Genomic DNA, 25,448 nt, shown 5'->3' with positions numbered 1-25,448 from the left:
CGTTGTGTCAGTCGCCGAATATATTGACTGATCCACCGCTTTCGCGAGCAAGCCCGCTCCTACATTTTAGACCGCGCTCATCCAGCGATTTATGGCGTGCGGTTACGCCGCGTCTCGATGATGTTCGGCAACTGGGAGATACGCCCCAGCAGCCGCCCCAACGCGTCCAGCCCCGGAATCTCGATGGTCAGGGACATCAACGCCGTGTTGTCCTCCTTGTTCGAGCGGGTGTTGACTGCCAGTACGTTGATCCGCTCATTGAGCAGCACTTGCGAGACGTCACGCAGCAGCCCCGAGCGGTCGTAGGCGCGGATGATGATGTCCACCGGGTAGGTGAGCACCGGCACCGGCCCCCAACTGACCTGGATGATCCGCTCCGGCTCACGCCCGCCCAGCTGCAGCACCGAGGCACAATCCTGGCGGTGAATGCTCACCCCACGGCCCTGGGTGATGTAGCCAACGATGGCATCGCCCGGCAACGGCTGGCAGCAGCCGGCCATCTGGGTCATCAGGTTGCCTACGCCCTGGATCTGGATATCGCCGCGCTTGCCGGGCTTGTAGCCGGTGGCCTTGCGTGGGATCAGCTCCAGTTGCTCGCTGCCGCGTTCCGGCTCCACCAGTTGCTGGGCCAGGTTGACCAATTGCGCCAGGCGCAAGTCGCCGGCACCGAGGGCGGCGAACATGTCTTCGGCAATCTTCATGTTGGCTTTTTCGGCCAACTTGTCGAAATCCACCTGGGGCAGGCCCAAGCGACCCAGCTCGCGTTCGAGCAAGGTCTTGCCGGCGGCGACGTTCTGGTCCCGCGCCTGCAACTTGAACCAGTGGACAATCTTCGCCCGTGCCCGCGACGTGGTGATGTAGCCCAGGTTCGGGTTCAGCCAGTCGCGGCTCGGCGTACCGTGCTTGCTGGTGATGATCTCGACCTGCTCACCGGTCTGCAGGCTGTAGTTGAGCGGCACGATGCGCCCGTTGATCTTGGCGCCACGGCAGTTATGGCCGATCTCGGTGTGCACGCGATAGGCGAAGTCCAGCGGCGTCGCGCCCTTGGGCAGGTCGATGGCGTGGCCGTCAGGGGTAAAGATGTAGACCCGGTCGGGCTCGATATCCACCCGCAGTTGCTCGGCCAGGCCGCCGATATCCCCCAGTTCTTCGTGCCATTCCAGCACTTGGCGCAGCCACGAGATTTTCTCTTCGTACTGGTTGGAGCCGGCCTTGACGTCGGTGCCCTTGTAGCGCCAGTGCGCGCAAACGCCCAGCTCGGCTTCTTCGTGCATGGCGTGGGTACGGATCTGCACTTCCAGCACCTTGCCCTCGGGGCCGATCACCGCGGTGTGCAGCGAGCGGTAGCCGTTTTCCTTGGGGTTGGCGATGTAGTCGTCGAACTCCTTGGGAATGTGCCGCCACAGCGTATGGACGATACCCAGCGCGGTGTAGCAGTCGCGCATTTCCGGCACCAACACGCGCACGGCGCGCACGTCATAGATCTGGCTGAAGGCCAGGCCCTTGCGCTGCATTTTGCGCCAGATCGAATAGATGTGTTTGGCCCGGCCGCTGATATCGGCTTCGACACCGGTGGCCTGCAACTCCGAGCGCAACTGGCCCATCACATCGCTGATAAAGCGCTCACGGTCCAGCCGCCGCTCATGCAGCAAGGTGGCGATCTGTTTGTATTGATCGGGTTCGAGGTAGCGGAAGGACAGGTCCTCCAGCTCCCACTTGATATGGCCGATCCCCAGGCGGTGAGCCAGGGGCGCGTAGATATCGAAGACCTCACGGGCGACGCGATTGCGCTTTTCGTCATCGGCGGTTTTCACCGCACGGATCGCGCAGGTGCGCTCGGCCAGCTTGATCAGCGCGACGCGAACGTCGTCGACCATCGCCACCAGCATCTTGCGCAGGTTTTCCACCTGGCCCTGGGTCCCCAGCACCATTGACTGGCGCGGGCTAAGGCTGGCGCTGATGGCGGCCATGCGCAGCACGCCATCGATCAGCTTGGCCACCACCGCGCCGAACCGCTGGCTGACCAGCGGCAACGCAATATGCCCTTCGCGCACACCGCGATAGAGCACCGCGGCGATCAGCGAATCCTGGTCCAGCTTGAGGTCGGCGAGGATCTCGGCGATTTCAAGCCCAGTACGAAAACTGGATGTTCCTTCGGCCCAGAGGTTCTTGGCCGCATTGTCTTGCTGTTCTGCCTCGCGAGCGAACTCGCAGGCGGCTTTCAAGGCTTCACGGTCCAGTGCCGGATCGACACTGATGGCATGATCCAGCCATGCCTCGAGATTGATACTGCCGTCGGTGTTGATCGGCTGGTGTGCTCTCACCTGTACCATCTTGCTTACCTTCCCTACGACGCGCCTGTAGCGCGTCAAAATCGCTGACCCTTGTAACGCGAACTCCCTGGCAGGTCACAGGCCCTGGAGAACGCAGGCCAGTCGGACTAAGCGAGCATCCTAGCTCGCTTCAAATAACGCCATCGCCTCGACATGCGCAGTTTGCGGAAACATATCGAGGATCCCGGCACGTTTTAGCCGGTAGCCTTGCTTGACCAACTCGACAGTGTCCCGCGCCAGCGTGGCTGGATTGCAGGACACATACACCAGGCGATCAGCCCCCAGAGTGGCGAGCTTGCGCACAACCTCCAGGGCACCATCGCGGGGTGGGTCCAAGAGTACCGCACAAAAGCCTGCTTTGGCCCACTGCGCATCACTCAAAGGCTGGGACAAATCGGCCTGAAAAAACTGCACATTATGCAAATTGTTGCTTGCGGCATTCAGCGCCGCGCGGTCCACCATGGCCTGCACGCCCTCTACCGCGACCACTTCACGCACTTGGCGCGCCAGAGGCAGGGCAAAGTTGCCCAGGCCGCAGAACAGGTCCAGCACCCGTTCGTCGGAACGTGGTGCCAGCCAATCCAGCGCCTGGGCAACCATCGCTTCGTTGACCCCGGCGTTGACCTGCACAAAATCCCCAGGCCGGTAAGCCAGGTCCAAGTCCCACTGCTGCAGACGATAGCCCAGGCCCGGCCCAGCCGCGAACGGCTGCGGCTCGCCCTCTCCATGCAGCCACAACTGGGCATCATGGAAGGCACAGAATTCTTGCAGCACCACCAGGTCGGCGTCCGACAGCGGCGCCATATGCCGCAGCAACACCGCAATCGACGAACCGCTGAACAACTCCACATGCCCCAGGGCCTGAGGTTTGCTCAGGCGCCGCAACATGTTGGGCAGGCGCTGCATGATCGGTTGCAAGGCCTGTACCAGCACCGGGCAATCATCGATGGCCACGATGTCCTGGCTGGCCACGGCGCGAAAGCCAACGTCCAGGTGCTTGGCCTTGACGTCATAGCGCACGGCCACCCGGGCCCGGCGGCGATAACCGAACTCGGGCCCGCTCAACGGCGCGGCCCATTCCTGGGGCTCGACCCCGGCAACACGGGACAATTGCTCGGCGAGCATGCGCTGTTTCAGGGCAAGCTGTTCGTCATGGGGCAAGTGTTGCAAGCTGCAACCGCCACAACGGCCGGCATGGGCGCACGGCGCCGGGCGACGCAGTTCGCTGGCCTTGAACACCCGCTCGGTGCGGGCCTCGACCACTTTGCCATGGGCACCCAGCACCCGCGCCTCGACCTCTTCGCCGGCCAGGGCCCCCACGACAAACCAGGTGCGGCCTTCGAAAAACGCGATCCCCCGGCCATCATTGGCCAGGCGCTCGATGGTCAGGCGCTGCTTTTTACCGACCGGGATTTGTGGCGCCCGATTACCGCCCGTTGGCTGGAAACGCAGGCCTCGCTCTTGCTTGGCCATCAGTTGGGCGCGTCGAAAATGCCGGTCGACAGGTAGCGGTCGCCTCGGTCACAGATGATCGCGACGATAACTGCGTTTTCCAGTTCTGCAGACAAGCGCAACATGCCGGCCACGGCGCCGCCGGAGGACACACCGCAGAAGATGCCTTCTTCACGGGCCAGGCGACGGGTGGTGTCTTCGGCTTCACGCTGGGCCATGTCGATGATGCGATCGACCCGGGCGGCGTTGTAGATCTTTGGCAGATACTCTTCGGGCCAGCGGCGGATCCCGGGGATCGCCGCGCCTTCCATCGGTTGCAGGCCAACGATCTGGATCGCCGGGTTCTGCTCCTTGAGGTAGCGCGAGTTGCCCATGATGGTGCCGGTGGTGCCCATGGAGCTGACGAAATGGGTGATGGTGCCCTGGGTCTGGCGCCAGATTTCCGGGCCGGTGCTGGTGTAGTGCGCTTCTGGGTTGTCACCGTTGGCGAACTGGTCCAGGACCTGGCCACGGCCTTCGGCGGCCATGCGCTCGGCGAGATCGCGCGCGCCTTCCATGCCTTCTTCCGGAGTGACCAGCAACAGCTCGGCACCATAGGCGGTCATCGCCGCCTTGCGCTCGGCGCTGCCGTTGTCGGGCATGATCAAGATCATCTTGTAGCCCTTGATCGCCGCGGCCATGGCCAGGGCAATCCCGGTATTGCCGGAGGTGGCTTCGATCAGGGTGTCGCCGGGCTTGATCTGCCCACGCAACTCGGCGCGGGTGATCATCGACAACGCCGGACGGTCCTTGACCGAGCCCGCCGGGTTATTACCTTCGAGCTTGAGCAGCAAGGTATTGCTGGTGTTACCCGCCATGCGCTGCAAGCGGACCAGGGGGGTGTTGCCGACGCAATCGGCGATGGTTGGGTACTGCAAGGTCATGGCGTATTCGCAATCCAGACTGCGGGGGCGCCTATCATACCGGCAAACGCTGGCGGGCCATATCACGCAAAGTGTGGTGCTTATAACTCAACGAGCTAAAGCCCAAGGCTGTCGGTGGCTAGGAGCTGTTGTGGCGAGGGGGCTTGTCCCCCGCTGGGCTGCGCAGCAGCCCAATAAGATCACCGAGGTGTGTCAGATTAACCGAGGGTGCAGGTTTTGGGGCTGCTGCGCAGCCCAACGGGGGACAAGCCCCCTCGCCACAACAGCCCTCCAGCCACAACAGCCCCTCTTCCACAATAGCCCTTCTGGCCACAACAGCCCTTCTACCTGAGCAGCTCCTTGGTCGCAGGGGTTACACGGTATCCACCTTCAATGAGTGATCGTTGAGCATCCCGTTAATGATGGTCGCCGTATCCGCACCACCCGCAATCAAGCCACCGGCCCCCGGTGTCACACCGTATTGGGTCGCCAGGTTGACGCCGGCCAGGTCGATGGTCTGGTTCGGCGTGGCACCTGCAACGGCGCTGATGTCGATGGTGGTCGTACCGCCCACCACCTTGAAGTGCAGGTAGTCATCCAGGGACGCCGTCGTCGCATTCTCCCCTTGCAGCAATTGCGACAGGTCGAGCTTGTCGGTGCCCACGGCAAAGTCGGTGATGACATCGTGCCCACTGCCGCCGGTCAGGTATTGGAAGGTATCGGCACCCGCGCCGCCGGTCAGGGTGTTGTTGCCCGGACCACCGATCAAGATGTCATCGCCGCCCTCGCCCTTGAGGGTGTCATTGCCCAGGCCGCCCGAAATAAGGTTGTTGTTGCCGTTGCCGGTAAGGAAGTCGTTGAAGTTGGAACCGATCAGGTTCTCCAGGGCCATCAATGTATCGGTCCCGGCGCCCCCCGTGATTTGCCCTCCCACCGTGCCAAGGTTGACGGTCACGCCGGACGTGGCATGGGCGTAGCTCACTGTATCGATGCCCGCGCCACCATCGAGCAGGTCATTGCCAATGCCGCTGAACAACAGGTCATTGCCATTGCCGCCATGCATCTCGTTGTTGCCGTTGCCAGCGCTCAATACATCGTTGCCATCGCCGCCATTGAGGATATTGTTGCCCGCTCCGGCCAGGATGATGTCATCGCCGCTGGTCCCGTTGAGGGTGGTGCCGGCCTGGTAGGTGATGTCCACGGCAGCGCTGTCGCTGCCGCCGTGGTTATCGCTGACCGAGTAGTTACCGTGGTACTGCGGTGTGAAATCCTGGGCGCCGGCGTAGTTGACGGTCATGGTCAACTGGTAGTTTTCGAAAATACTGGCGTTCCCTGTGGGATTGGGGACGTTCGTGAGATGGATCTGGTACTCGCCCGTGGCGCCCGCAGTGAAGGTACCGTTATCAAGAATGGGGATCTCAGCGCCACCATTGAAGGAATACGCCATGACCATGCGTGTGTCCGACAGGTTATGGTTCAGGTTCAGGGTTTCCCCCTGATGCAGGGTGACATTGATGCGGTCTTCATCATTGTTGTTGCTGGCACTGACAGTGCCCAGGTAGCCGGTGACCAGCAGCACAGCCGTCGTGTTCGAGATGTTCGCGAAGGCATTACGCACATCCGCCAGGTTCTGGTTGGCGGGGGTGTCACCCATACCATTGAAAGTCCGACTGCCGCTCCCCGTAAAGCTGCCACCCTTGACCATCCAGCCGGTGGCAAAGCTGGTGGGAATGGGCGTCAGGTTGTCATGGTTGGCATCGCTGTCATTAGCCAGCAGCAACTCGGCAGGTACCACAATGTTGCCCGACAGGATATTGGTGATCACATGATCATCACCAGCCACCGGTGCCGCGTTGGGATTGACCTTGACCACCAGGCTGGAGGTCGCGAGATCGCCGTCGTTGTCGCTGACGGTCACCCCGAAGGTTTCGGTAATCAACGAGCCTGTCAGCTTCGGCGGCGTGTAGCGGAATTCGCCGTTGTCCATGTCCACCACCAGCGTACCGCCCTGGTTGGTGGTGATGGTGACGCTGTTGCTGACGGTGTCGAACGTGCCGTGCCCGCCTGGCAGGTTGGCACTCATCGAGCCCCCCGCCGCCGGGTTGTAGGTGTAGGTGATGCCGTCCACCGTGAGGGATTTGACGAAGCCGCCATCGGCACCGAATGTGCCATCCGTCAAAAGGCTCCCCGTGACTGGCGCGCCCTGCACCGTGCCGGCCAGCACCGCATCCAGGCCCGCCAGGTTGGCCACCACCACCGCATTGGTGTTGGTGTGGGTGCTGCCGTCGTAGGCCACCGGGTCCAGGTAAATGCTGTTGACGCCCGCGCCCAGGCCAATGGCATAGGCCTTGATGCCATTGGCATCGAGGAAGGCCCGCCATACGCCTTCTTCAGTGGCATCGATACCGTCGCCGTACTCCGGGTTGACCACGTTGCCAGGGTTGTTCGGGTTATTGGTGTTGGACGTGGTGGGGTTACCGTCCGAGAAGAAATACGCCACGTTTTGCGCACCTTCCAGCTTGCCGGCGGTGCCATAGGCGGTCTGCGCGGTGCCCAGGGCCGAGTCGTAGTTGGTGCCATTGAACGCGGTGAGGCCGTTGACCAGGGTCTTGGCCGTGGCGACGCTGACCCATTGGCTGCTCAGTTGTTGCGAGCTGTCGTTGAAGGTCACGATCTGCACCTTCACGTCGCCCATATCGTCATAGCGGTTAAGCAACTGGGTGATGGACGCCTTGGCCAGGTCGAGCCGCGTACCGCCGGCCCCTGAGGGGTCATTCATGCTGCCGGAAATGTCGATGATCAGCAGCAGGTTGGAATCCACCTCCGTCGCCGTGACCTCACGCGTGCTGGACACCACGATGGGTAAGTCGTCGACAATACTCACCACGATGTTGCTGGTGGTGGTATTGCCCAGTTGGTCAGTGACCTTGTAGACAAAGGTATCGGTGAGGGTATTCGGCCCGTCATTGGCGTTAGGCGTGGTTTTCGGCGCCGACGTCAGGGTGTAGGTGTAGGTGCCATTGGCGTTGAGCAGGATCTGCCCATAGCTGCCAGTAGCACTGCCGACCAGGCTGAAACTCAACGGGCCAGTGCCGCCGGATGTCGAGTCGGCGAGGTTACCGCTGGCGGTTTCCGTGGTCGCCGTAGGATCGCTGCCGACCACGGTGCCTGGCGCCAGGTCCTGGCCGTCCAGGTTCAGGTCCAGGGCTTTTTCGTAGACCGTGACATCACCATCAGTCAGCGCTTTCAGGCCGCTGTCGGTGACCGTGATGCTCAGGGTCGTGGTGCTGACGTCACCGTCGGCATCGCGCACGGTATACACGAACGTATCCACGGCCCCCGGTGGAGTCACCGAGTTGGGATAGCTGTGGTACACGGCGTTGCCGTTCGCATCCAGGGTCAGGTAGCCAAAAGCACCGTTGATATTGCTGCCCAGGCCGCCACTGGCCGGGGTGCCGATGTTGCTCCCCGCCCGCACTCCGACCACCGCGCCAGCCAGCGAGGGGCTGTCGGCGCCGCCTACGTCATTACTCAACACATTGGCGCTGACCACACCGCCTTCTACCACCGTACGCACGTCAGGGTTGGCAGTCGGCAGATCGTCGATGATGTTGATATCAATCGTGCCCGTCGCCGTATTGGTATCGTAATCGCTGGCCGTGACCGTGATCTGTTCGGGCAGGCTGTTACTGCCGTTGGCATCAGGGTGCATTTCATTGTCGAGCAAGGTGTAGCGATAGCTGACCACCCCGGTGTTGGGGTCGTAGCCAGTCACAACAAAGTTGTTGCCCAGCGCAGTGCCTTCCGACAACGGGAAGGTAGCAACCACGCCATTGGTCACCACGTTCAGGCCGCCGACAGTCAGGGTTTTCAAACCATCCAGGGCCGTCACGGTGAAGGTACCGGTCTGGGTCAGCGAGGGGATGTTCGGGTTGGAACCATCGATCAGGTTTTTTTCAAAGACGGTCAACTCACCGCCGGTGAGATCCAGGCCGGTCAGCACTACCGGGTCGTTGTTGTTATGCACCTGTAGCACCAGCTTGGCGGTACTGGTATCGCCGTCGCTGTCGTTCAACTGATAGGTGAACGTCTCGGTGCCATTCCCCCCGCCGTGAAGGGCAACAAATTGTGGGTCGGTCTTGTCGAGGGTGTAGGTGTAGCTGCCATCGGCAAACAATTGCAGGGTGCCGTAAGTACCGACAATCGTATTTGGCGTGACGGGGCCGGTGGCGATCCGATCCGCGCCTTGTACATCATTGCCCAGCACGCTGCCGGTCAGGGTGAGCTGGCTTTCAGAGGCCACGCCGCCGGGGTTGTCGTCGAAGGCTTTTGGCACATCGTCGACCACATTGACGTCCAACGTGCCCGTAGCGCCGCTGTTGTTGCTGTCGGTGGCAGTCACCGTGAACGACTCGCTGATGCTATTGGTGCCTGCGCCGGTTGGGTGACTGTCGGTGCCGTTGAGGGTGTAGCTGTAGCTGATCACGCCGGTGCTGGCGTTGTAGCCAGTAATGGTCAGGGTGTTGCCGAAGCCAGTAGGTTCCGATTGCGGGAACGTGGCAGCGACGCCGTTGGTGACGACGCTGATGCCGCCCACAGTCAGGTTCTTCAGGCCATCCAGTGCGGTCACGGTGAAGGTGCCGGACTGGGTCAACGCAGGCCCATCGTTGGCGCTGCCCAGCGGCAGGTTTTTCTCGTAGACGGTGACTTCGCCGCCGTTCACCTCAAGGCCGGTCAGAACCACTGGGTCGTCGTTGTTGTGTACCTGCAAGACGAGGTTGGCGGTGCTGGTATCGCCGTCGCTGTCGTTCAGTTGGTAAGTGAAAGTCTCAGTCCCGCTGCCACCGCCATTCAGAGCCATAAACTGCGGATCGGTCTTGTCCAGGGTGTAGACATAGCTGCCATCGGCAAACAATTGCAACGTCCCGTAGGTGCCGACAATGGTATTCGGCGTGACGGGGCCGGTGGCGACCCGATCAGCACCTTGCACATCGTTGCCCAGCACGCTGCCGGTCAGGGTCAGCAGGCTTTCAGAGGCCACGCCGCCAGGGTTGTCGTCGAAAGCCTTTGGCACATCGTCGACCACATTGACGTCCAACGTGCCCGTAGCGCCGCTGTTGTTGCTGTCGGTGGCAGTCACCGTGAACGACTCGCTGATGCTATTGGTACCTGCGCCGGTTGGGTGGCTATCAGTGCCGTTGAGGGTGTAGCTATAGCTGATCACGCCAGTGCTGGCGTTGTAGCCAGTAATGGTCAGGGTATTGCCGAAACCGGTGGGTTCCGATTGCGGGAACGTGGCAGCGACGCCGTTGGTGACGACGCTGATACCGCCCACAGTCAGATTTTTCAGGCCATCCAGTGCGGTCACGGTGAAGGTGCCGGATTGGGTCAACGCAGGCCCATCGTTGGCGCTGCCCAGCGGCAGGTTTTTCTCGTAGACGGTGACTTCGCCGCCGTTTACTTCCAGGCCGGTCAGGACCACGGGGTCGTCGTTGTTATGTACCTGCAAAACGAGGTTGGCGGTGCTGGTATCGCCGTCGCTGTCGTTCAGTTGGTAAGTGAAAGTCTCAGTCCCGCTGCCACCGCCATTCAGAGCCATAAACTGCGGATCGGTCTTGTCCAGGGTGTAGACATAGCTGCCATCGGCAAACAATTGCAGCGTCCCGTAGGTGCCGACAATGGTATTCGGCGTGACGGGCCCGGTGGCGACCCGATCAGCACCTTGCACATCGTTGCCCAGCACGCTGCCGGTCAGTGTGAGCTGGCTTTCAGAGGCCACGCCGCCGGGGTTGTCGTCGAAAGCCTTTGGCACATCATCGACCACATTGACGTCCAACGTGCCCGTAGCGCCGCTGTTGTTGCTGTCGGTGGCAGTCACCGTGAACGACTCGCTGATGCTATTGGTGCCTGCGCCGGCTGGGTGACTGTCGGTGCCGTTGAGGGTGTAGCTGTAGCTGATCACGCCGGTGCTGGCGTTGTAGCCAGTAATGGTCAGGGTGTTGCCGAAGCCAGTAGGTTCCGATTGCGGGAAAGTCGCGGCGACGCCGTTGGTGACGACGCTGATACCGCCCACAGTCAGGTTCTTCAGGCCATCCAGTGCGGTCACGGTGAACGTGCCGGATTGGGTCAACGCAGGCCCATCGTTGGCGCTGCCCAGCGGCAGGTTTTTCTCGTAGACGGTGACTTCGCCGCCGTTTACTTCCAGGCCGGTCAGTACCACGGGGTCGTCGTTGTTGTGCACCTGCAAGACGAGGTTGGCGGTGCTGGTATCGCCGTCGCTGTCGTTCAGTTGATAGGTGAAGGTTTCAGTGCCGCTGCCACCACCACTCAAGGCCATGAACTGCGGATCGGTCTTGTCCAGGGTGTAGACATAGCTGCCATCGGCAAACAATTGCAACGTCCCGTAGGTGCCGACAATGGTATTCGGCGTGACGGGGCCGGTGGCGACCCGATCAGCACCTTGCACATCGTTGCCCAGCACGCTGCCAGTCAGGGTGAGCTGGCTTTCAGAGGCCACGCCGCCGGGGTTGTCGTCGAAAGCCTTTGGCACATCGTCGACCACATTGACGTCCAACGTGCCCGTAGCGCCGCTGTTGTTACTGTCGGTGGCGGTCACCGTGAACGACTCGCTGATGCTATTGGTGCCTGCGCCAGTTGGGTGGCTATCAGTGCCGTTGAGCGTGTAGCTATAGCTGATCACGCCAGTGCTGGCGTTGTAGCCGGTGATGGTCAGGGTGTTGCCGAAACCGGTAGGTTCCGATTGCGGGAAAGTCGCGGCGACGCCGTTGGTGACGACGCTGATACCGCCCACAGTCAGGTTCTTCAGGCCATCCAGTGCGGTCACGGTGAAGGTGCCGGACTGGGTCAACGCAGGCCCATCGTTGGCGCTGCCCAACGGCAGGTTTTTCTCGTAGACGGTGACTTCGCCGCCGTTTACTTCCAGTCCGGTCAGGACCACAGGGTCGTCGTTGTTGTGCACCTGCAAGACGAGGTTGGCGGTGCTGGTATCGCCATCGCTGTCGTTCAGTTGATAGGTGAAGGTTTCAGTGCCGCTGCCACCGCCATTCAGAGCCATGAACTGCGGATCGGTCTTGTCCAGGGTGTAGACATAGCTGCCATCAGCAAACAATTGCAGGGTGCCGTAAGTACCGACAATCGTATTTGGCGTGACGGGCCCGGTGGCGACCCGATCAGCACCTTGCACATCGTTGCCCAGCACGCTGCCGGTCAGGGTGAGCTGGCTTTCAGAGGCCACGCCGCCGGGGTTGTCGTCGAAAGCCTTTGGCACATCGTCGACCACATTGACGTCCAACGTGCCCGTAGCGCCGCTGTTGTTACTGTCGGTGGCAGTCACCGTAAACGACTCGCTGATGCTATTGGTGCCTGCGCCGGTTGGGTGGCTATCAGTGCCGTTGAGGGTGTAGCTGTAGCTGATCACGCCAGTGCTGGCGTTGTAGCCGGTGATGGTCAGTGTGTTACCGAAGCCAGTAGGTTCCGATTGCGGAAAAGTCGCGGCGACGCCATTGGTGACGACGCTGATACCGCCCACAGTCAGGTTCTTCAGGCCATCCAGTGCGGTCACGGTGAACGTGCCGGATTGGGTCAAGGCTGGCCCATCGTTGGCGCTGCCCAACGGCAGGTTTTTCTCGTAGACGGTGACTTCGCCGCCGTTCACCTCAAGGCCCGTCAGTACCACTGGATCGTCGTTGTTGTGCACCTGCAAGACGAGGTTGGCGGTGCTGGTATCGCCGTCGCTGTCGTTCAGTTGGTAGGTGAAGGTTTCAGTGCCGCTGCCACCGCCATTCAGAGCCATGAACTGCGGATCGGTCTTGTCCAGGGTGTAGACATAGCTGCCATCGGCAAACAATTGCAACGTCCCGTAGGTGCCGACAATGGTATTCGGCGTGACGGGGCCGGTGGCGACCCGATCAGCACCTTGCACATCGTTGCCCAGCACGCTGCCAGTCAGGGTGAGCTGGCTTTCAGAGGCCACGCCGCCGGGGTTGTCGTCGAAAGCCTTTGGCACATCGTCTACCACATTGACGTCCAACGTGCCCGTAGCGCCGCTGTTGTTACTGTCGGTGGCGGTCACCGTGAACGACTCGCTGATGCTATTGGTGCCTGCGCCAGTTGGGTGGCTATCAGTGCCGTTGAGGGTGTAGCTATAGCTGATCACGCCAGTGCTGGCGTTGTAGCCGGTGATGGTCAGGGTGTTGCCGAAACCGGTAGGTTCCGATTGCGGGAAAGTCGCGGCGACGCCGTTGGTGACGACGCTGATACCGCCCACAGTCAGGTTCTTCAGGCCATCCAGTGCGGTCACGGTGAACGTGCCGGATTGGGTCAATGCAGACCCATCGTTGGCGCTGCCCAGCGGCAGGTTTTTCTCGTAAACCGTCACCTCCCCGCCGTTCACCTCAAGGCCCGTCAACACCACAGGATCGTCGTTGTTATGCACCTGCAAGACAAGGTTGGCGGTGCTGGTATCGCCGTCGGCATCCGTCAAGGTGTAGGTAAACGTTTCAGTCCCACTCCCGCCACCGTGCAGTGCCTGGAAGTCGCTATCGGCGGTGTTCAGCGTGTACACATAAGTGCCATTCGCCGCCAATTCCAGCGTGCCGTAGAGCCCAGTGAAGGACCCGGGCGTAACCGGCCCGGACGCCACTCGATCAGCGCCTTGCACATCATTGGTCAACACCGTGCCGCTGAGGGTCAGCAGGCTTTCAGACGCCACTTGCGCATTGCTGTCATCGGCAGCGGTCGGTACGTCGTCCACCACACTGATATGCAGCGTGCTGGTGGCCGTGCTGTTGTTGGTATCACTGGCGATCACGTTGAAGCTTTCGGTCAGCTCATTGACCCCCGCCGCCGTTGGATGCGCCTCGGTGCCGGTCAAGGTGTAGCTGTAGCTGATGACTCCGGTGGCCGGGTCAAAACCGGTGATGGTCAGGGTATTGCCCAGGCCGGTAGCGATCGATTGCGGGAAGCCGGCGGCAACACCACCGGACACCACGCTGATACCGCCCACGGACAGGTTCTGCAAGCCGTCCGCTGCCGACACGGTCAGGCTGCCAGTGCGGGTCAGCGCGTTAGCGTCGGGGCTGCTGCCGTCCACCAGGTTTTTTTCATAGAGCGTCAGGTCGGCGCCGTTGATGCTGATGCCACCGATCACCACCGGATCGTCGTTGTTATGGACCTGCAGCACCAGGTTGGCGGTGCTGCTGTCGCCATCGGCGTCGGTCAGGGTGTAGGTGAAGGTTTCCGTGCCATTGCCACCGCCCTGCAGCGCGACGAAGTCGGGGTCGGCGGTGTTAAGCGTGTAGGTGTAGCTGCCATCGGCAGCCAGGACCAGGGTGCCATATTGGCCGCTGAAGGTACCGCCGACGATGGGGCCAGTGGCGATACGGTCCGCCCCCTGGGTGTCGTTGTCCAATACGTTGCCACTAAGGGTCAACAGGCTTTCCGAAGCGCTGCCCTCATGGCTGTCATCCAGCGCCTTGGGCACGTCATCGATCACGGTGATATCCAAGGAGCCGGTGGCGGTGTCGTTATCGCTATCGGTGGCGACTACCGCAAATTGCTCGCCCAGGCTGTTGGTGCCGCCACCTGACGGATGGGCCTCATTGCCGGTCAAGGTATAGCTGTAGCTGATCACCCCGGTGGCCGCGTTGTAGCCGGTGATGCTCAGGGTGTTGCCCAGCCCGGTGGTAATCGTCTGTGGGAAGCTGCTGGCCACCCCGCCGCTGACCACGCTGATGCCGCCCACGGTCAGGCTTTGCAGGCCATCGGGTGCCGAGACGTTGAAGCTGCCGCTTTGCACCAACGCCGCCGGATTGCTGGCCGAGCCTTGGGCAAGATTGGCCTCGTTGAGCGTCAACTCACCGCCCTCGACCTCCAGCCCGCCCAGGCTCACCGGGTTGTCGGGAGGCACCACCACCGGCTGGCCGTTGCCGGTATCCGGCTGGCCGGCGACCTGGAACAACGGAAACTCGGGAATTCCGCCAAAGCCCGCCGTCGGAAAGCCGATGACCGGCTCCACGCGCCCGGCGACTTCGGTCAGCAGCACAAAGGAGTGCCCACCGCCCAACTCACCCGCCGCCGTACTGCCGGTCTGGCCGGCGGCGGTGGCCTCAGCGGTCTGGGTCGGGTCGACACCGGCAGCAATGGCTTTTTGCAGTTGCTGCACATCGGTCAATTGCGCCTGGCTTGGTGCAAGGTCTTGCGAGGCGTGAACCTGCGGCGCGTGGCCGGCCAGCAATTGCGGGGAAAGGTCCAGGCTGCTGTCGCGGCCCAGGGTCAGCTCATGGCCGTTGGTCAGTTTCACCGCCACCGCACCGGCCGCGCCGGTTTGCAGTCGCTCGTCGGCAAACAGTCGGTCGCCTTCGACCAGGCTTCGGCGGCTACCATCTCCCGCCACGGCAAAGACTTCCCCAACCACCTTGCTGACAACACCGATTGACTTGGCCATGTGCTTATCTCCCTGTCCGACCCCAGTAGTCGGCACCTCGGTTACGTGCACAAGTGCGGTGGAACGGGTGGCTCGGAGGTGGCACAAAACTGATTCAAATCAGCCGCCAATCCGCGCTTCGACCCGCCTGCAGAGAGCCTTCCAAGGGAACAAGTGACAAAAAACCGTCACCCAGAAATTCCCTTTTTTCCGCTACCCCATCATCCGCTTGCACTTGCGATTGAACTTTCCAAGCGCCTGGAAATGCGCCGAAGCGCACATAACTCAAGGCTTGTGCTTTGAACAATGTCTTGCTTCACGCAGAACGCATAAGTTTTTTTGGAGATAAACGTTATGAAAAATTCTTCTTAGGTCCTCCTACAAATGTTCTTAGCTCTGTTGTTACAAGCCTGAGACGGTTTGCCCCCTAAATTCGTCAAATAAATGGCGACAGACCAGCAGCACTGAGACACAGGAGATGTACCCATGCGCGTCTTTACCCCCCTCTGCAGCGCCATTCTGATCGCCATGGCATGCGCCAACACCCAAGCGATGTCGCTGACCCAAGCGATCCAAAGCACGCTGGACACTCACCCGGAACTCAATGCCAGTCGTAACAGCCGGCTGTCAGCCGATGAAGATGTGAAAGTCGCCAAGGGCGGTTTCTATCCCAGCCTCGACCTGAATGCCGCCTATGGCCGCGGCTACAGCGACAGCAGCACCACCCGCGCCCGTGGCGGCAACCACCACACCGAGACCGACAACTACACCCAGTCGGAACTGCGCCTGCGCCAGATGCTGTTCGACGGTTTCAACACCTCCAACGAAGTGCAACGCACCGGGGCGGTGGTCAACTCCCGCGCCTATTACACCCGTGGCACTGCCGAAAGCCTGGCCCTGCGCACCGTCGAGGTGTACCTGGAAGTGCTCAAGCGCCGCGACCTGCTGACACTGGCCAAGAACAACCTGCAGGCGCACCTGCGGGTCACCGACCAGATCGGCCTGCGCACCGAACGCGGTATCGGCAGCACCGCCGACCGCGACCAGTCCACCGCCCGTCGGGCCCTGGCGGACAACAACTACCAGACCGCGCTGGTCGATCTGCAGGACGCTGAATCAAACTTCTACAGCGTGGTCGGACGCATGCCGGACGAACTGGAAAGCCCGGCCTCGATCAAGGGCGAGTTGCCCGCCGACCAACTCGGCGCCCGGCGCAGCATGCTGGAGAACAACCCTTACCTGAAATCCGCCCAGTCCGATGTGATGGCCGCCGAGAGCCAGTACGAAGTGGCGAAGTCGCCGTTCTACCCACGCTTCGATGCCGAGGCGGCGGTGAGTGCCAATAACAATGTGCAGGGCGACCTGGGCCACGACAACGAATGGCGAGTGGGGGTCGTGATGAACTACAACCTGTTCCGTGGCGGCAGCGACAAGGCCCGCCTGGCGTCGGACTCGCACAAGATCAATCAGGCCATGGACATCCGCAACAACGCCCTGCGCATGCTCAACGAGAACCTCAACCTGGCCTGGCACGCCATGGACAACGCCCGCATCCAGACCCCTACCGCCCGCGAATACGCCGAAACCACCCAACGGGTACGCGCGGCGTATCAGGATCAGTTCGGCCTTGGCCAACGCACCCTGCTGGACCTGCTGGACAGTGAAAACGAGCTGTACAACGCCAACCGGCGCTACACCGAAGTGCGCTACACCGAAGAGTTCTCCATGTACCGCGTGCTGGCCAACATGGGCGAGTTGCTGAACAAGGAGCGCGTGGTGGTGCCGGCCGAAGCCATTGCCCAGTCGGAAGTCAGAAGCGAAGCCCACTTGCCTGACCTGAAGTAGCCAACGTGGAGCAGATCGCCGTGAGCCAGATGGAACCGCTGAACCCGGGTGTCGACCCGCGCCAGAGCTTTGATGACCCGTTGCTCGACGGCCTGCTGATCCTGTGCAAGCTGCATGGCTGTACCGTCAGCCGCGCCAGCCTGAGCGCCGGCCTACCCTTGGCAGAGCAACGCCTGAGCCTGGAGTTGCTGCCACGGGCAGCGGCCCGGGCCAGCTTGCAGGCACGGGTGTTGCGCCGGGACTTAAAGGCAATCTCGGCGCTGAACCTGCCGGTGCTGCTGCTGCTCAACGAAGGCCGCTGCGCGGTGCTGCGACGCTGGGGCGAGGATGGCCAGGCGCTGATCCTGCCCAGCGAAGCCGAAGGCGGCGAGCAGTGGGTCAGCCGCGAAGAGCTTGAGTCAGCCTACAGCGGCCAGGCCCTGTTCGCCCGGCCACGGCACGAAATCGAAGACCTGCGCGCACCGCTGGTGCCGCGGGTCGAGGCGTGGTTTCGCGACACCCTGAAGCTGTCGCGCTGGCTGTACAGCGATGCGATTCTCGCCAGTTTGCTGATCAACCTGTTGGGCCTGATGGTGCCGCTGTTCGTCATGCAGACCTACGACCGCGTGGTGCCGAACCAGGCCACCTCGACCTTGTGGGTGCTGGTGATCGGCCTGCTGATCGGCACGGGGTTCGAGCTGGTGCTGCGGGTGGTGCGCGCCCATCTGCTGGACACTGCTGGCAAAAAGACCGACGTGATTCTTTCCGCGACCCTGTTCGAGCGCATCACCGGCATGTCGATGAAAGCACGCCCGGCCACCATCGGTGGTTTCGCCCAGAGCATCCACGACTTCCAGGGCCTGCGCGAGTTTCTCACCGCCGTGACCCTCACCAGCCTGATCGACCTGCCCTTCGCCGTGCTGATGCTGGTGGTGATCGGCCTGCTCGGCGGCTGGCTGGTGATCATCCCTTTGTGTGCGTTCCCGCTGACCATCGGCTTTGCGATGCTGATCCAGGCACGCCTGCGCGACACCGTGCAAAAAAGCCTGAGCCTGGGCGCCGAACGCCAGGCGCTGTTGATCGAAACCCTCGGTGGCCTGGAAACCCTCAAGGCCTGCAGCGCCGAAAGCGAGCGCCAGCACCAGTGGGAAAGCACCCATGGCGCCCTCACCCGCCTCGATAGCCATGCGCGCAACCTCTCGGCGCTGGCCACCAATGGCACGCTGTTCATCCAACAGTTTTCCGGGATGGCAACCATTGTCGCCGGGGTCTACAGCATCATCGCCGGCAACCTCAGTGTCGGCGCACTGGTGGCCACCTACATGCTTGGCAGCCGGGTATTGGCACCGCTGGGGCAGATTGCCGGGTTGATCACCCGCTACCAGCAAGCGCAATTGACCATGCGCAGCACCGACGCGCTGATGGCCCTGCCCCAGGAGCGCGACCCACAGCAGCGTCCCCTGGAACGCACGCAACTGAGTGGCGCCCTGGAAGTCAGCCAAGTGACCTTCCGCTATGCCGGGCAGAACGCCCCGGCCCTGAACCAGGTCAGCTTCCAGCTCAAGGCCGGCGAGCGCGTGGGGATTATCGGGCGCAGCGGCTCGGGCAAAAGCACCCTGGGCCGGCTGGTGATGGGGTTTTACACCCCAGAAGAAGGCCAATTGCTGCTCGATGGTCTCGACCTGCGGCAACTGGACGTGGCCGACCTGCGCCAGCAAGTGGGCTATGTGGCCCATGACCTGCCGCTGCTGGCTGGCAGCCTGCGCGATAACCTGACCTTGGGCGCGCGCTATATCAGCGATGCGCGGATGCTCGAAGTGGCCGAGCTGACAGGCGTCAGCGAACTGGCCCGGCAACATCCACAAGGCTTCGACCGACCGGTGGGCGAGCGCGGGCAGTTGCTGTCCGGCGGCCAGCGCCAGGCGGTGTTGCTGGCCCGCGCGCTGCTGCTCGACCCGCCAATCCTGTTGCTGGACGAACCCACTAGCGCCATGGACAACAGCAGCGAAGAAACCCTGCGCCAGCGCCTGGATTTGTGGGTCAAGGGCAAGACGTTGCTTCTGGTCACGCACCGCACCTCGATGCTCAGTCTGGTCGACCGCCTGATCGTGCTGGACAACGGTCGCATCGTTGCCGACGGCCCCAAAGAAAGTGTGATCGATGCATTGCGCAAGGGCCGTGTCGGCTCGGCCGCCGTCTAGGAGCCCCACCATGTCAGCCACCCCCTCGTCACCGGGCTACTTCAAGAGTTTTGGCAAAACCGCCGACAGCGAATTCATGCCTGAACTGGCGGGTGCTGCGCTACAGGACTCGCCGCGCCGTTCACGGATTATCGTGTGGCTCACCGCCGGCCTGATCATCTGCGCCCTGCTGTGGGCCAACTTTGCCGTGCTCGATGAAGTGACCATGGGCGAAGGCAAGGCCATCCCGTCGAGCAAGGTGCAGGTGATCCAGAACCTGGAGGGCGGCATCGTCACCCAGATCTACGTGCGCGAAGGACAGATGGTGGACAAGGGCGACAAGCTGCTGCAACTGGACGACACGCGCTTTCGCTCGAACAAGGGCGAAAGCGAAGTCGACCGTTATGCCCTCACCGCCCAGGTCGAACGCCTGTCCGCCGAGGCCGAGGGACGGCCGTTCAAACTGTCCGATGAAGTCATCGCCAAGGCCCCGCAAGTGGCCGAGGACGAACGCTCGTTGTTCGAACAACGCCAGCGGCGCTTGAGCAGCGAACAGCGGACCTTGAGCGAACAACTGCGGCAGAAAACCCAGGAGCTGGCGGAGTTCCGCTCCAAGCAGGGCCAATTCAGCTCCAGCCTGGCGCTGCTGCAGCAAGAGATGAACATGTCGGCGCCCCTGGTGGGCACCGGCGCGGTATCGCCCGTGGAAATCCTGCGCCTCAAACGCAGCGCCGTGGAGATCCGTGGCTCATTGAACGCCACCACCCTGGCGATCCCCCGGGCGGAGTCGGCGATCAATGAGATCAAGAGCAAAATCGACGAATCGGTGCAGACCTTCCGCTCGGAAGCGGCCAAGGAGCTCAACGAAAAGCGCACTGACCTATCGAAAATCACCGCCACCAGCATCGCCATTGATGACCGTGTCAGCCGCACCACCGTGGTCTCGCCGGTCCATGGGGTGATCAAGCAACTGAAGGTCAACACCATCGGCGGCGTGGTCCAACCGGGCAGCGACATGGTGGAAATCGTACCGTTGGAAGACAACCTGCTGATCGAGGCCAAAGTGCGGCCCCAGGACGTAGCCTTCCTGCACCCGGGGCAGAAGGCGATGGTCAAGTTCAGTGCCTATGACTACACGATCTACGGCGGGCTGGCAGCGAAACTGGAACTGATCGGCGCCGATACGATTACCGACGACAAGGGCAACAGCTTCTACCTGATCCAGGTGCGCACCGATAAGAATCATTTGGGCGGGGAGAAAAAACCATTGCTGATCATCCCGGGGATGGTGGCAACGGTGGACATTATTACCGGGGAGAAAAGCGTGCTGGATTACTTGCTCAAGCCGGTGTTGAAGGCGAGGACGGAGGCGATGCGCGAGCGTTGAGCGTTAATGTGTCAGCGTCACACGACACTGCGTTATCAGCGTTGCCCTGTTTGCGCTGGGCGGCACACAAGGCTCAGGCATTTTGATGTGCCAACTGCTCTCGAAACAGTGCGGGGTTGAGTGTCCAGGTTTCCATATCAATCATCTCCCCCTCATTCACTCCAGCGCACAGACGATCCAAAATCTGCTCCAGTGTGCCGTCGTCACGCCAATCCCGATAGCGTTGATACACCGTCGACCATGCTCCGAACCGCTCCGGTAGATCACGCCAGGCTGCGCCGGAGCAAACGATCCAAAGTACACCATTGAGCATCAGGCGATCGTCATGACGCGGTCTACCCGTTTTTTGCGTTGTCGACATCAGGTCCATGATTGAATTCCACGCGCAATTGGGAAGTTCATAGCGCCTAACCATTTAAGACTCCTTCTACTTAGGTTAATAACTTGGCTACCAGGGAAACGCCATTTGAATATCGTCCAGAACCTTTCGCCGGACTTTTACCGAAAGCCCGATCAATCGAACGGACCTGCCTTCACGACGGGTATCCCAGAGCAGTCGACAGAGAGACTGAACGGTGTGCGTACACAGCCTGTTGGCCGACGCCTCTGTAGTTGAAATCGAAAAATCGGAAAACTTGAGCTTTACTAAATTTTTGGTGATGAGGTAATCATCTCCCATGTCTGCAATACGCTCCCTCAAGCCTTGCGACAATCGGTCCAACTCCTCCAGGCAATCGCACAACGCATCGCAGTCAGAGGGCAGTGTTCTTTCAATGCCGACAGACTTGATATCACTGCCCCCCTCATCCGCCTCTTCGATTCCCTGGCACCGCTCCCACACGTAAAACCCATGCACGCCGAGATAGCGCATCAATGCCGGAATTTTGTCCTCGGTAACGTCTTTGCACTGGCGGCAACCCAGGTTTTCCAGCACCGCGTAGGTCTTGGGGCCGACGCCGGGAATTTTACGAACATCCAGTTCGTCGAGAAATCCACGCACCTGACTCGGTGTAATGACGAACATTCCATTGGGCTTTCGCATTTCCGAAGCAATCTTGGCCAAGTATTTCAACGGAGCCACTCCAGCAGAGGCCGTCAGGCCGAGTTCTTGCTGGACCGTGGCGCGAATGTGCGCGGCTATATGGGTGGCCGACCCGTTGAAGCATGCTTGCCCCGTCACTTCGAGGGCCGCTTCGTCGAGTGACTGAAACTCTACTTTGTCGGTATATCGCCGGAAGATCTCGTCGAGCTTTCGCGTGATCGCTTCATACGCCTCGAAGCGCGTTGGCAGCAGTACCAAATCCGGGCACAAACGATGCGCCGTGGCGGTGGCCATGCCGCTTTTTACGCCAAACTTTCTTGCGATGTAATTCGCTGTGCTGATCACTCCACGCTCTGCCGCAGTCCCCCCTACGGCGACTGGGCAATGACTTAAATGGGGCGCGTCGAGAAGCTCAACAGAGACAAAAAAAGAGTCCATGTCGATATAAATGAACTTTCGCTCGCTCGCGCCTGCTGTAGTACCCGCCATTGACTGTCCTGTGCGCATTGATATCAAACCGATAGGTCATCCAGTACATGGACCTGAAGGGCCAAAGTACCGTCATCATGTTGTCCGTAGTGAACCCCTTGGATATGAGGTGCAAGGTCGGGATAGAGATTGGCCAAGGCTTGCACGGCCAGGAGGTACCCAACCAACGCCGAATTCCAGCACTCCCCGGGAGCGATGCACATAACCCCTGGCGGATAAGGAATGACCCCTTCAGCCGCCACACAACCAACGGCATCTGCGATGTCGATCAGCCTGGACCGTCCGCGTACGAAGGCTTGGTTTGCCGCATACGGCGTCAACACGGCCTGCGTCGCTGCCACAGAGCTGAATATGTTGGATTGGAGCTGCTGGATCTGATGGTGCTGGAACAGGTGGTTGATGACGCAGCACAACTCGCGCAAGGAAATGTTTGCGTAACCCTGCCCGCTGCTCGCAAGCGACGGCAACACGTCGCTGACCCAATCACCTTGCGCCAGCGCCCGCTCCAGTTGCTCCAGCGAGTGCATCAGCCGGGTCAACTGCGTTGCGTCGGAAGAAGGCGACACCAGTAGGGTGAAGTTGTAGAAATCGGATTTTTCCGGCGTGAAGTTCATCTCTCTGAGGTAGCAAGTGACGATGCTTGCAGGAATCGAAACGTACCCGTCGGCAATCGCGTCCTCATTCGCACGCGTAGTGAACATGACCTTGCAGGGGTCCAGGTAATGCAGGCCGCGTTCGATTGGGTTAGCGTCGCGACTGACGGGGCAAAATTCCTGCGTATAGACCTGAGAAACAAGATCGTAGGATGGCGTCCGGTTGCCGTAGTACGGCTTGATAACCGTGCAGTGCTGATCGACCTGGCGTCTGAACTCATTGGCCATTGAGACAGCGCCACTCCATAGCCGTTGACCGTGGCCATCGGCATGAATAGCCGCATTGACCTCCAAGGACATGAACAACGGATAAAACGGGCTGGTAGAAGAGTGCAACATGAAAGCGCTATTGAACACGCGACTGGAGCAATAGCGCTGCTGGGACTGGATATGCCTGTCCTTTTTATGGATCTGCGAGGTTTGTGAAAAACCGGACATTTGCTTGTGGACAGACTGCGTCACAATGATACCCGGGGCATCCGGCAGTAACGGGATATGCAATGGCGATCGGTGGGCAAGCAGATCGACAAATGGTTCGTAGCCTAACCATGCGCAATCAAAGAGCACGTAATCGCACAGGTGACCGATTCGTTCCAATAGTCCACCAGCATCCACGACAACACCGTCGCAAGTGGCGTGTTGCACGATTGCCAGGCGAAACGGCCTTGCCTGCCGCGCCTTCGCCTCATCTATTTTGCTCGCTCGGGCTCTGAGCTGGTCCTCTTGCAAGGCGCCTTTTCGGTAGCCGCCCAGTACGCCGCAGTCATCGCGGAAATTATCGAGATACACCGCACGCGCGCCACTTTGTACCAGCGCCCCTAAATACACCGATTTGTGATTGTTCCGATCCATCAGTACAAGGTCGCCCTCGGTAAGCAAGGCACTGGTGACAATCTTGTTAGCGGTCGAGGTGCCATTGAGGACAAAGTAGGTTTCGTCGGCATTAAATACCTTGGCAGCGAGTTCCTCAGCCTGCTTGATCGGCCCTTCATGACTGAGCACATCGCCCAGCTCGGGCGCAGCGTGGGGCACATCCACACTGAAAACCTCTGCTCCGACCAACTGTTTGAAACGCACTCCGGCAGGGTGCAGATCCAGACATTGCCCGCCTTGATGCCCTGGGCAGGCAAACGTAGGTCGTTTCTTTGACACAAACTGCGCGATTGCCGAACTGAACGCTGGTAGAGCCCTGGATTCGAAGCCTCTGGCGGCATCAATGATGCGATTGGCTGCATGCTCCGATAATGGTGCCTGTAGCAAAGTCGGCTGCAGTTTGGCTAGTGCGGGAGAGCACTGCTCTTGCCCGTCGTGATGTATCACAAACAACGGAATCTGCCATTTTTCCACGCAGTCGATTACGCGCGCTATCGATGCATCTTCCACGCTCAAAACCAGCGCGCCAGCCCCCAGCAAATCATGGCTCCCTGCGAAAGCTGCAACCACCACCCCAGGCCGCTCCTCAAGATGGACGGTTGCGCTACAAACGATCCTTATCTGCATCATCTCTTCTCAGGCTCCAACCCAAGGGTGCAACACACAGCATGAACGTCATGCCAATAAAAGTAGCCGGCCCCACGATGAGAAACATAAGGCACGCGATAAGCCCTGACATAGCATCGCCAATGACTGCCGTAAAGTAATACAACGAAAAGTTCTTACCCACTTCCTGTGGATTCGACAGACATTGAATATTGGTAATAATTGCAATATCGACGAACGCACCGATAAACCCCACGCACAGCAACAGCAAAAAAAACAAATACGTATTGAATTGCAAGGCGATAGCCGTGGACAAAAAAAGCACGCCATACAACAACCAATAGACAATGACTGAACGCGCCGTGGTCGTCGCATTGAACTTCACATACAACATACCGCCCATCACCGTACCCAGGGCAAGCAGGGAATAAATGTAACCAACAGCCGCTTCCGACTGAAAATGCTCGATAACGGCAGCCGGCAATATAAAACGTATTACTGAAGTGGCAAACATCGCACACAACGTAGTGCAACAGATGACCGTAAAGAGTGGCTTGTTGAATTTTCGCAGACTGCCAACGCTGCGTGTCGCTTCTTTGAAAATAGCCAGTATATTGAAAGACTCTTGTGTAGTTCTTGCAGACGACAGCAACATCAACATACAAGTGGCCGACACCAACAAACTTACCGCGAAAAATGCAAACGCATAGCTTGGCGCAAGAACAATTGCAATAAGAGAAAATATAAGCGGACCAATGATCGAAGAGATATCTTCAATGACCTGTATTGCACTATTGACAGAAGGCAAGTCATCGTTATGCACAATATCGGGAAAGTAAGCACGAAATGTCGGTGTGTACAAACAGTCAAGTGCCGTCATGAGCATGGAGGCAACGATGACCATCGCCACCGTCGGTTGCGAGTACTCGAACATCACGAACATCGCAACTGCCAAGGCGCACTTCATTAATTCAACAACTACCAGCGTAGACTTTTTTTCAACGTTATCCGCCAGCCAGCCGCCTATGGGAGAAAACAATGCACTGGGTAAGTAACGAAAAAAGTAGACCAAGCCCATCAGTAGAATATCGGCATCGGTCAACGTTACAACGGCTACAGCAAACGCCGTCTCGAAAGCAAACTCACCGCATTTCGAGAAAAAAAAAGCGATCGAGAGCCGTTGGGTTCCATGATTGAGTGTAAGTGCGCGCATATCCACTGCCTACCAAGTGGTTCTAACCTGCAGAATAAATCAACTCATCC

10 protein-coding genes and 1 pseudogene are annotated in these 25,448 nt (G+C 60.2%); 3 read left to right on the top strand and 8 right to left on the bottom strand.

Going from position 1 to position 25,448, the window contains the following annotated elements; translation table 11 throughout:
• Positions 1–89: 89 nt before the first annotated feature.
• The 4 genes from relA to JTY93_RS07210 form a co-directional block, all read right to left on the bottom strand.
• The gene (relA, locus tag JTY93_RS07225) at positions 90–2,333 is read right to left on the bottom strand and encodes a GTP diphosphokinase (protein WP_169956980.1); all 2,244 of its coding nucleotides are present in this window, start codon (positions 2,331–2,333) and stop codon (positions 90–92) included.
• Positions 2,334–2,453: 120 nt separating this feature from the next.
• Entirely contained in the window at positions 2,454–3,806 is a 1,353-nt protein-coding gene (gene rlmD / locus JTY93_RS07220; protein ID WP_205480481.1) for a 23S rRNA (uracil(1939)-C(5))-methyltransferase RlmD, read from the bottom strand.
• The gene (gene cysM / locus JTY93_RS07215) at positions 3,806–4,708 is read right to left on the bottom strand and encodes a cysteine synthase CysM (protein WP_032857024.1); all 903 of its coding nucleotides are present in this window, start codon (positions 4,706–4,708) and stop codon (positions 3,806–3,808) included. Before cysM ends, rlmD begins: the two co-directional genes overlap by 1 nt.
• 352 nt (positions 4,709–5,060) lie before the next feature.
• A complete protein-coding gene (locus JTY93_RS07210; protein WP_205518985.1) occupies positions 5,061–15,152 on the bottom strand; it encodes a retention module-containing protein in 10,092 nt (3,363 codons plus the stop codon).
• A 465-nt stretch (positions 15,153–15,617) separates the two neighbouring features.
• On the opposite strand from JTY93_RS07210, the gene JTY93_RS07205 reads away from it, so the two are divergent.
• The 3 genes from JTY93_RS07205 to JTY93_RS07195 are packed head-to-tail and all read left to right on the top strand — an operon-like array spanning position 15,618 to position 20,522.
• A complete protein-coding gene (locus JTY93_RS07205) occupies positions 15,618–16,976 on the top strand; it encodes a TolC family outer membrane protein (RefSeq protein WP_205477337.1) in 1,359 nt (452 codons plus the stop codon).
• Positions 16,977–16,996: 20 nt separating this feature from the next.
• On the top strand, positions 16,997–19,156 hold the full coding sequence (locus tag JTY93_RS07200; RefSeq protein ID WP_205477336.1) for a type I secretion system permease/ATPase: 2,160 nt from the start codon (positions 16,997–16,999) through the stop codon (positions 19,154–19,156).
• A gap of 10 nt (positions 19,157–19,166) precedes the next feature.
• A complete protein-coding gene (locus JTY93_RS07195) occupies positions 19,167–20,522 on the top strand; it encodes an HlyD family type I secretion periplasmic adaptor subunit (RefSeq protein ID WP_169993359.1) in 1,356 nt (451 codons plus the stop codon).
• Positions 20,523–20,690: 168 nt separating this feature from the next.
• Here JTY93_RS07195 and JTY93_RS07190 read toward each other — a convergent pair.
• From JTY93_RS07190 to JTY93_RS07175, 4 genes and pseudogenes are all read right to left on the bottom strand, one after another.
• Positions 20,691–20,937: pseudogene (locus tag JTY93_RS07190) on the bottom strand (transposase); the annotation flags it as partial.
• 33 nt (positions 20,938–20,970) lie between these two features.
• Positions 20,971–22,053 (bottom strand): DNA polymerase IV, encoded by a 1,083-nt coding sequence (gene dinB, locus JTY93_RS07185; RefSeq protein ID WP_205477334.1) that lies wholly within the window; start codon positions 22,051–22,053, stop codon positions 20,971–20,973.
• A 23-nt stretch (positions 22,054–22,076) separates the two neighbouring features.
• On the bottom strand, positions 22,077–24,152 hold the full coding sequence (locus JTY93_RS07180; RefSeq protein ID WP_240357276.1) for an Orn/Lys/Arg family decarboxylase: 2,076 nt from the start codon (positions 24,150–24,152) through the stop codon (positions 22,077–22,079).
• Between the two features lie 31 nt (positions 24,153–24,183).
• The gene (locus tag JTY93_RS07175; RefSeq protein WP_205477333.1) at positions 24,184–25,398 is read right to left on the bottom strand and encodes an MFS transporter; all 1,215 of its coding nucleotides are present in this window, start codon (positions 25,396–25,398) and stop codon (positions 24,184–24,186) included.
• Positions 25,399–25,448 lie beyond the last annotated feature (50 nt).

This window comes from Pseudomonas hygromyciniae (assembly GCF_016925675.1).
Taxonomy (GTDB): domain Bacteria; phylum Pseudomonadota; class Gammaproteobacteria; order Pseudomonadales; family Pseudomonadaceae; genus Aquipseudomonas; species Aquipseudomonas hygromyciniae.
Note: the sequence above shows the minus strand (reverse complement) of the source record. Positions and strands in the feature narration are given on the sequence as shown.

Bases quoted from the DNA above. Each gene is read 5' to 3' on its own strand.
- JTY93_RS07175 (WP_205477333.1), bottom strand. From the start codon at position 25,398: ATGCGCGCACTTACACTCAATCATGGAACCCAACGGCTCTCGATCGCT.
- relA (WP_169956980.1), bottom strand. From the start codon at position 2,333: ATGGTACAGGTGAGAGCACACCAGCCGATCAACACCGACGGCAGTATC.
- JTY93_RS07205 (WP_205477337.1), top strand. From the start codon at position 15,618: ATGCGCGTCTTTACCCCCCTCTGCAGCGCCATTCTGATCGCCATGGCA.
- cysM (WP_032857024.1), bottom strand. From the start codon at position 4,708: ATGACCTTGCAGTACCCAACCATCGCCGATTGCGTCGGCAACACCCCC.
- dinB (WP_205477334.1), bottom strand. From the start codon at position 22,053: ATGGCGGGTACTACAGCAGGCGCGAGCGAGCGAAAGTTCATTTATATC.
- JTY93_RS07210 (WP_205518985.1), bottom strand. From the start codon at position 15,152: ATGGCCAAGTCAATCGGTGTTGTCAGCAAGGTGGTTGGGGAAGTCTTT.
- rlmD (WP_205480481.1), bottom strand. From the start codon at position 3,806: ATGGCCAAGCAAGAGCGAGGCCTGCGTTTCCAGCCAACGGGCGGTAAT.
- JTY93_RS07195 (WP_169993359.1), top strand. From the start codon at position 19,167: ATGTCAGCCACCCCCTCGTCACCGGGCTACTTCAAGAGTTTTGGCAAA.